This window comes from Micromonospora sp. NPDC006766 (assembly GCF_040636055.1).
In the GTDB taxonomy this organism is placed as follows: domain Bacteria; phylum Actinomycetota; class Actinomycetes; order Mycobacteriales; family Micromonosporaceae; genus Micromonospora.
This window is the reverse complement of the sequence record NZ_JBEYIX010000061.1, coordinates 25,643-33,701: the sequence shown is the minus strand read 5'-3', so window position 1 is coordinate 33,701 and position 8,059 is coordinate 25,643. Positions and strand designations below refer to the sequence as shown.

7 protein-coding genes and 1 pseudogene are annotated in these 8,059 nt (G+C 68.4%); 6 read left to right on the top strand and 2 right to left on the bottom strand.

Annotation, left to right across the window (positions count from 1 at the left end; translation table 11 throughout):
• The first annotated feature begins 433 nt into the window (after nucleotides 1-433).
• From ABZ671_RS28975 to ABZ671_RS28950, 6 genes are all read left to right on the top strand, one after another.
• Complete coding sequence (locus ABZ671_RS28975; protein ID WP_357864098.1) at nucleotides 434-691, top strand: hypothetical protein; 258 nt, start codon at nucleotides 434-436, stop codon at nucleotides 689-691.
• 490 nt (nucleotides 692-1,181) lie between these two features.
• The gene (locus ABZ671_RS28970) at nucleotides 1,182-1,994 is read left to right on the top strand and encodes an AraC family transcriptional regulator (RefSeq protein ID WP_357864096.1); all 813 of its coding nucleotides are present in this window, start codon (nucleotides 1,182-1,184) and stop codon (nucleotides 1,992-1,994) included.
• A gap of 251 nt (nucleotides 1,995-2,245) precedes the next feature.
• Nucleotides 2,246-2,461 (top strand): hypothetical protein, encoded by a 216-nt coding sequence (locus ABZ671_RS28965; RefSeq protein ID WP_357864094.1) that lies wholly within the window; start codon nucleotides 2,246-2,248, stop codon nucleotides 2,459-2,461.
• 13 nt (nucleotides 2,462-2,474) lie between these two features.
• Complete coding sequence (locus tag ABZ671_RS28960) at nucleotides 2,475-4,637, top strand: molybdopterin oxidoreductase family protein (protein ID WP_357864092.1); 2,163 nt, start codon at nucleotides 2,475-2,477, stop codon at nucleotides 4,635-4,637.
• 354 nt (nucleotides 4,638-4,991) lie between these two features.
• On the top strand, nucleotides 4,992-5,183 hold the full coding sequence (locus tag ABZ671_RS28955; protein WP_357864090.1) for a hypothetical protein: 192 nt from the start codon (nucleotides 4,992-4,994) through the stop codon (nucleotides 5,181-5,183).
• Nucleotides 5,180-6,682, top strand: a complete 1,503-nt coding sequence (locus ABZ671_RS28950; RefSeq protein WP_357864088.1) for a 4-hydroxyphenylacetate 3-hydroxylase N-terminal domain-containing protein — start codon at nucleotides 5,180-5,182, stop codon at nucleotides 6,680-6,682. The genes ABZ671_RS28955 and ABZ671_RS28950 overlap by 4 nt, the downstream gene beginning before the upstream one ends.
• A gap of 11 nt (nucleotides 6,683-6,693) precedes the next feature.
• Here ABZ671_RS28950 and ABZ671_RS28945 read toward each other — a convergent pair.
• Nucleotides 6,694-6,861: pseudogene (locus ABZ671_RS28945) on the bottom strand (daunorubicin/doxorubicin resistance ABC transporter ATP-binding protein DrrA); the annotation flags it as partial.
• A 220-nt stretch (nucleotides 6,862-7,081) separates the two neighbouring features.
• Nucleotides 7,082-7,765 (bottom strand): MerR family transcriptional regulator, encoded by a 684-nt coding sequence (locus tag ABZ671_RS28940; protein ID WP_357864086.1) that lies wholly within the window; start codon nucleotides 7,763-7,765, stop codon nucleotides 7,082-7,084.
• Nucleotides 7,766-8,059: the final 294 nt, after the last annotated feature.

The window sequence follows — 8,059 nt, the reverse complement described above, 5'->3', positions numbered from 1 at the left end:
GATATACGCATGAAACCCCCCACATCTCGGGCGTCAACGGTCACCCGCCGTACCGGTGCTCTCGCTGCACGACGTCGGCGATCTGTCCATAGACCAGGCTCCTCCCGCAAAGCTCAGGGCGATTGTACTTTGGCGAGACGGCGCCGCGACTGTGGGAAAGGAGACACGCGCCTGGTTGGCGCCCGAAGAAAGGCCGACCGGTGGCAATGTTCCTTCCGGTCGCGCTACGTGACCGTGGCCGTTCGTGAACCCGCCGACCCGATTCATGGCAAGAAAACCTTCTCGTCAGTGCCGGGTTGAGTGCTGTGCCGGTGCCGGAATAATCATCCGGAATTCCTCCGGTACATTTTGTCGAATGGTGCGGCGGCACGATGTTTACCCATGAAAATGCCCAAAACGGCTACGCGGCTGGTGCAGTGATACCACTGCGACGGTGACGACAGAGGCTGGCGACGGCCGGCGCGGCTGGCGCGAGGTCGCCGGGCTGGCACCCGGACGAGCGTGCGGCCGGGTGCCCGACGCGGCGGACCGCGTTACGTCGCACCGGGTCGCCGACGCGGCCGTCGAGGAGTGCCGGGCGGCCGGCCACGGCGACGCCGATCTGGTACGGCGGACTTCGTGGGCGAGCCTGGCAGGTAACCGCCGGGTCGGGCGGACGCTGTGCCGGGATCTGCGAACGCTCGACGCCTGAGCACTCGACCGTCCTGTACCGATTTGTAATACCGGCAGCGCCGCGTGAGTCCCAGGAAACGGGGGGCGTTTCTGGAAAGGATTGGCGCGTCGATTCGTCATGGTGTAGAAGGCCCGTTTTCGAGCACTTCTGGAATGGATGACGCATCGAGGCTGCTTCAGGCTGCGGGCAGCAGTGAGTATCGGTATCCATCTTCGCGGACGGGGCGCGTAGGCTGCCGATTCCTGCCGCCGACAGCAGCGAGCACTAGTATCCAAATTTACTTCACGTGTGCGCTGCGTACTCGGCCGACATGCGGAGGGTATTGCTCGCTCCCACAGGGGTCCGCTAGCCTGTGTCCGGGGATCATGTAGTTCCATATCCGTCAATGCCACCCGATGTCCGAGGACAATTTCGGCGACTATTCCCTGTCATTGTCGAGGCAGGCGAAAACTGTCGTCCCGAATTTCTTTGCCATTTTAGAGTCCTAAACTGCCATCAGGGGGATGCCATGGAGGACGTTGCCGAACGGGCCGTGCTGCGGGCGATCGAAGCGATGCACGAGCGGCTGGGCGACGAGTTGACCATCGACGACCTAGCCCGCGCGGCGATGTTCAGCAAGTTCCACTTCACGCGGATCTTCCAGCGGCTCACCGGCGTCTCGCCCGGTCGCTTCCTGTCGGCGTTGCGCCTACAGAAGGCCAAGCACCTGCTGGTTTCCACATCAATGAACGTCGCAGCCATTAGCGTGCAGGTCGGGTACAACAGCGTCGGGACGTTCAGTTCACGCTTCAGCCGTAGCGTAGGCATGTCGCCGACCGCGTACCGGCGCCGCGCCGGATACGCCGCCGCCATCCATGCCGCGGCCGACAACGCGAGCCGCCGGTCGAACGCCCGGCTGTCCTGCCGGCTGCGCCTACCCGAGCCGGACGAGGCGGTGATCTTCGTGGGCATGTTCGCCCACCGGATCCCCGAGGGCCGACCGGTACGCTGCGCGGTGCTGGAGGAACCCGGCCGGGTCACCTTCGACTCGGTGCCGCTCGGCACCTGGTACCTGCTCGCGCAGTCGATTTCCCTGGACGGGGCCGGGACAGGTGCTTGGACGGACATCGCCGACCGGCCGGTGTCGGTCGCCGCCTACGGTCCGTTCACGGTACGGGCCGACTCGGCGATCGCCGCAGACCTGGAGCTGCGACCGACCCGGGACCTGGACCCGCCTCTGCTGCTTGCCTTGCTGGACGTGCGCAAGTACGCAATGGAACGGATGGGCGAGGCGCAGGACGCCACGCAGCCGGGATACGAGCACATCGCCGCCGTCGCCTGACCAGCCGCACACCTTCGGTACGCACGATGATCCACATGCGCCGGCCGGGCGCCGCCGTCGGCGGTCGCATCTCCATCGATTCGGAGCGTCGCCGTGGCCCGCCTCGTGGGTCCACCTGGCTCACCTTTTGACCGGCGCACAGGCGGCGGCATCCACGAAGATGCGCGGCCCTCCCGGCGGCCATGGCAATCGGGGTGCGGCCAGGTAGCAAGGGCAGTAGCCATCCGTTCGCCACACCACCAGGGAGCGTAATGACCACGGTCGGAGCCGACGCCAACGTCGACCTCGGCGGTGAGACGCTCGGCCTTCCAGATCTGCGCTGCATCGCCGAGGACATCATCCGGTCGCTGGTGCCCACCCTCGAAGACGACCGCTACATCGCCGAAGAGCTCGAGCTCGTTGCCGCCGAGCTGAAGCGCGGCATGGTGCTCAAGGTCCTCGGCGACGTCGGCGTCAGCCTGCACTGACAAGGAGAGATTTGTGACCGGCACGCGGACCGCGTATCGCACCTGCCCGCTCTGCGAGGCCGTTTGCGGCCTGCGCCTGACCCTCGACGGCGATCGCGTCACGTCGGTGACCGGCGACAAGGACGACCCGTTCTCCAAGGGCTACATGTGCCCGAAGGGCGCCACCCTGGGCCGGCTCGACGAGGACCCGGACCGGCTCTCGGGCCCGATGGTGCGCGAGGGCGAGTCGTGGCGCCGGGCCGACTGGGACGAGGCGTTCGCGATCGTGGACCGCGGCCTGGACAGGGTCATCGCCGAGCACGGGCGGGAGGCGCTGGCGCTCTACTACGGCAACCCGACCTTCCACACCATGGCCGGCATCCTCTATCGAGGCCCGCTGGCCATGGCGCTGGGCACCCGCAACGTGTTCTCCGCGAGCACCGTCGACCAGATGCCCAAGCACGTGGCATCCGGGCTGATGACCGGCGACCCGTGGGCGGTGGCGGTGCCCGACCTCGATCGCACCGACCACCTACTGATCATCGGCGCCAACCCGGCGGTGTCGAACGGCTCACTCTGCGCCGCGCCGGACTTCCCGGGGCGGATGCGGCGGCTGCGCGAGCGCGGCGGCCGGATCGTGGTGATCGACCCGCGACGCACTCGGACCGCCGAGCTGGCCGACGAGCACGTGTTCGTGCGGCCCGGCAGCGACCCGGCGCTGCTGTTCGCCATGGTGCACACGATGCTGACCGAGGACCGGGTCACGATCCGGGTGCCGGTGACCGGCCTCGACCGGCTGCGCGAGCTGGCCGCCCCGTTCACGCCCGAGCTGGTGGCCCCGTTCTGTGGCGTCGAGGCGGAGACGATCCGTCGGCTCGCCCGGGAGCTGGCCGCCGCGCCCACCGCCGCCGTCTACGCCCGCATCGGCACCTGCACCGCCGAGTTCGGCACCCTCGCGCAGTGGTTGGTGGACGTGCTCAACGTGCTGACCGGCAACTTCGACCGGGCCGGCGGGGTGATGTACGCCAAGCCGGCCACCGCAGAGGTGCACAAGAGCCCCGAGCCGTTCACCGCTGGGCGCTGGCACAGCCGGGTGCGCGGCTTCCCCGAGACGCTCGGCGAGTTCCCGGCCGCCACCCTGGTTGACGAGATCGAGCAGCCCGGCCCCGGTCAGGTGAGGGCTCTGGTCACCATCGCCGGCAACCCGGTGCTGTCCACCCCGGACGGCGGCCGGCTCGACCGCGCGCTGGACGGCCTCGAGTTCATGGTGGCGGTCGACCCCTATCTGAACGAGACCACCCGGCACGCCGACGTGATCCTGCCGCCGCCGCGCACCCTGCAGATGCCGCACTACGACTTCCTCATCTCCACCATCCAGGTGCGCAACTACGCCCGTTACTCGCCGGCGGTGGTACCGCTCGGGCCGGGGCAGCGCAGCGAGGCCGAGATCCTGGAACGGCTCACGCTGATCGCGATGGGACTGGGCGCACAGGCCGACCCGTCCGGGCTGCCCGAGCAGATGCTGGGCCAGCTGCTGTCGGCGATCCCGGTGACGACCCGCGCCGAGCTGGAGGGCGACGACGGACCGGATCTGCTGCTCGACGCCATGCTGCGGATGGGCCCGTACGGCCTGACCCGCAAGAAGCTGCTCGACTACCCGAACGGCATCGACCTGGGCCCGCTCGAGCCCCGGCTGCCCGAGATCCTCAAGACGCAGTCCGGGCGGGTCGAGCTCGCCCCGGAGCCGCTGGCCGAGGACACCAGCCGGCTGCGCGCCGCGATGAGCCGCCCGCCGGCGCCGATGGTGCTGATTGGGCGCCGGCACCTGCGCTCGAACAACAGCTGGATGCACAACGTGCCCCAGCTGACCGGCGGCACCAACCGCTGCACGCTGCAGATCCACCCGGACGACGTGGCCCGGCTCGGGCTCGGCGAGTGGGCCCGGATCAGCTCGGCCTCGGGCGAGTTGGAGGTGGAGCTGGAGCCGACCGACACGATCATGCCGGGGGTGGTGAGCCTGCCGCACGGGTGGGGGCACCAGCGCACCGGGCAACGGGTGGCCGCCGGCCGGGCCGGGGTCAACGTGAACGAGCTGACCGGCGGTGCGGTGGACGTGCCCTCCGGCAATGCGGTCTTCAACGGCGTGCCGGTCACCGTGGCGCCCATTCCCGCTGGCAAGCCATCAGGAAGAAATTAGGCCGCGTTTGCGAACATAGAATCCCGCTCACAACCGGGTGGGGAAATGACGATGAGAAGGCGGGCGATCCTGGTCGCGGGCGGATCGAGGGCGGGCCGCAGTGCTGCTGTCCCGGTGGGCGGCCGCCAATACCACCGAGCCAGCCACATCCACTACGGCCCGCGGTCACCCTCAGTTCGGGCGAGCGGGCAGACCTGGGACGCTACGTCTATCACTGCCATTTCCTCGAGCACTCCACATCGGCCTGATGGCGCAGATCAAGATCGTGCCCTGAGCCGGCCGGTCACTGTGGCCGTCCGTCGCTGAGCACCGGCGGAGATGCCGTGCCGACCGTGCCGGTGTGAGGCTGTCGGCATGACCGTCATCTCGAACGTGGTTGAGCCGGGCGCCACGCCGCCTGCACCCCTATCCGCCCCGACCGAGTTGATCGAACGAGCCCGGGCCGTGGCGCCCGGGCTCGTCGCATGGCAGCGTGACGACGGCGGCATCCAGCTGATCTGCGGTGAGGCCGCCCAGCTCGCCTGGCGTGGCGGAGCGGAGCGGTGACCCGGCCACTGACCGGGGAGGAGTACGTCGAGAGCCTGCGCGACGGCCGTGAGGTGTTCCTCTACGGCGAGCGGGTCAAGGACGTCACCACCCACCCGGCTTTCCGCAACCCGGTGCGGATGACCGCCCGGCTCTATGACGCGCTGCACGATCCGGCCAACCGCGAGGTGCTGACCGCGCCCACCGACACCGGCTCGGGCGGCTTCACGCATCCCTTCTATCGCACCCCGCACACGGTCGAGGACCTGATCGCCGATCAGCGGGCGATCGCGGCCTGGGCGCGGATGAGCTACGGCTGGATGGGCCGCAGCCCCGATTACAAGGCGTCGTTCCTCGGTACGCTCGGAGCCAACGCCGGCTTCTACGCGCCGTACAGCGACAACGCCGAGCGTTGGTACCGCGAGTCGCAGGAGAAGGTCCTCTTCTGGAACCACGCGATCGTGCACCCGCCGGTGGATCGCAACCGGCCGCCGGACGAGGTGGCCGACGTCTACATCCGGGTCGAACGGGAGACGGACGCCGGCCTGATCGTCAGCGGGGCCAAGGTGGTCGCCACCGGGTCGGCGCTGAGCCACTACAACTTCATCGCGCACTTCGGCCTGCCGATCCGCAAGAAGGAGTTCGCGCTGATCGCCACCGTGCCGATGGGCGCGGCCGGGGTGAAGCTGATCTGCCGCCCGTCGTACAGCGCGACCGCGGCCGCCGTCGGCACGCCGTTCGACTACCCGCTGTCGTCCCGACTCGACGAGAACGACACCATCCTGGTGCTGGACAAGGTGCTGGTGCCGTGGGAGAACGTGTTCGTCCACGGCAACCTCGGCAAGGTGCAGATGTTCGCCAGCCAGTCCGGTTTCGCCGAGCGGTTCACCTTCCACGGCTGCACCCGGCTCGCGGTCAAGCTGGAGTTCCTCGCCGGCCTGCTGGCCAAGGCCCTGGAGCTGACCGGGACCAAGGACTTCCGCGGGGTGCAGAGCCGGCTCGGCGAGGTGCTCGCGTGGCGCAACCTGTTCTGGGGCCTCTCCGACGCCGCCGCCCGCAACCCAGTGCAGTGGAAGAACGGCGCGCTGCTGCCCAACCCCCAGTACGGCATGGCGTACCGCTGGTTCATGCAGATCGGCTACCCGCGGGTCAAGGAGATCATTCAGCAGGACGTGGCCAGCGGGCTCATCTACGTGAACTCCAGTGCCGACGACTTCCGCAACCCGGAGATCCGGCCCTACCTCGATCGATACCTCCGGGGGTCGGACGGCTCCGACGCCGAGCAGCGGGTCAAGGTGATGAAGCTGCTCTGGGACGCGACCGGCACCGAGTTCGGTGGCCGGCACGAGCTGTACGAGCGCAACTACGCCGGCAACCACGAGAACACCCGGGTCGAGCTGTTGCACGCGCAGACCGCGTCCGGGCTGCTCGACGGCTACAAGGCGTTCGCCGAGCAGTGCCTTGCCGAGTACGACCTGGACGGCTGGACGGCTCCCGACTTGTGGGCCCCGGAACGCTGAAGCTCGTCGAAATCCGGGGAGCTCAGGATGCTCGCGCCGATGGCCGCGCGCCGTCGCATGCCACCGGAGAACGTCTTCGCCTGCCGGTCGGCCGCGTCGGTGAGGCCGAACGCCTCCAGCAGCCGCTGGGCTGAGGTGCGGGCACCAGTCCGGGAACGGCCGAGTAGGCGAGCCAGCAGAGTATGACTTCTCCGCGCCGGTCAGGTCTGCTGATGTCGGTGCTGCCTACGGGCCTTCTTCCGGCTGTCGCGAGCATGTCCAGTGCCGTCACGCCGGGTAGCACGTGGACCCTCTCGTCCCTCTAACGCAGAGAGTCCGTTGTTCAACCGGCCCCGCCGGGCGCCCATGTTGCGCATGAGTCGGGGCCAGAGCCAGGTCGACGCGCATACTCGGCGCAGGTCACTGTTCTCCCGCTCGCCGGGTCGGGCGAGCGGGAGGGGCTGCCGCAGCGCGGCCGTCGCCGAACCGCACAGCCACCTGATGCCGACGCACCGTCCGCAACATTACCGACATCAACACGTCGAACAACACGCTGCGCACCATGGCCTCAGCCTTGGCATCGCCACCGCTCTCCCTGATCAGACCCATCTCGGCATCCACCACACTGCCCGCCGCCTGCGCGAACGTCAGGAAATACCGACCATGAGCATCACAGCCAAGAACCCGCAACGTGGTAAGCACCTGAACAAGCGACTCACGCCCAGACCGCGTAGCCTCCTCGTCCCAACCCAAGCTGTCAGCCAAAGCATCAACATCCGCCCGCGCCGCATCCACACCGTCAAAATCAGCTGGATACGGCGGCGCCGTGAACCCCACCCGGTCCACGCCCGCATAGACCCCCGCCAACGTCACACCCGGATCCTCAGACACCGCCAACAAGACACGCACTGCCCCGATCTCCAGGCCACCCACCGTCGTGAGCGCACGGATCAGACGCAGCCGCTCCAGATGACACTCCTCATAGCGCGCCTGATTACGCGCGGTCGGCGTCCCTGGTGGCAACAGACCTTCACGGAGATAGAACTTCACCGTAGGGATCGGCATGCCAGCCCGCCGGGCCAGTTCCGAGATGCGCAAACCCACCCCCGTCGCCGAGTGATCCCTTCCCGCGAGTCTGCCACGATCGCCGTGGCAAAGTCACCGGTTGACTTCGCACGCACAGCCTCATCCGCTGTGGAAATTGCGTAGTCGGACGGTGCAGCCGAGCCGGTCTCAGTGATCGAACTGGCCTGGTTCGGCGAGGTCGACGAGGTGCCGGATCCCGTCGCCATGGGTGCGACGCGCGCCCAGCGCGTCGGCGACGTCCTGGCCGTGAGGGAACAGCTCCATCATGCCCGCGGCCGCGAGCCCCGCGACCGGCAGCGGGCACACAGCAGC

What these genes read in the sequence shown, in the direction of transcription:
- ABZ671_RS28970 (WP_357864096.1), top strand. Translation starts at nt 1,182, where the DNA reads ATGGAGGACGTTGCCGAACGGGCCGTGCTGCGGGCGATCGAAGCGATG.
- ABZ671_RS28965 (WP_357864094.1), top strand. Translation starts at nt 2,246, where the DNA reads ATGACCACGGTCGGAGCCGACGCCAACGTCGACCTCGGCGGTGAGACG.
- ABZ671_RS28955 (WP_357864090.1), top strand. Translation starts at nt 4,992, where the DNA reads ATGACCGTCATCTCGAACGTGGTTGAGCCGGGCGCCACGCCGCCTGCA.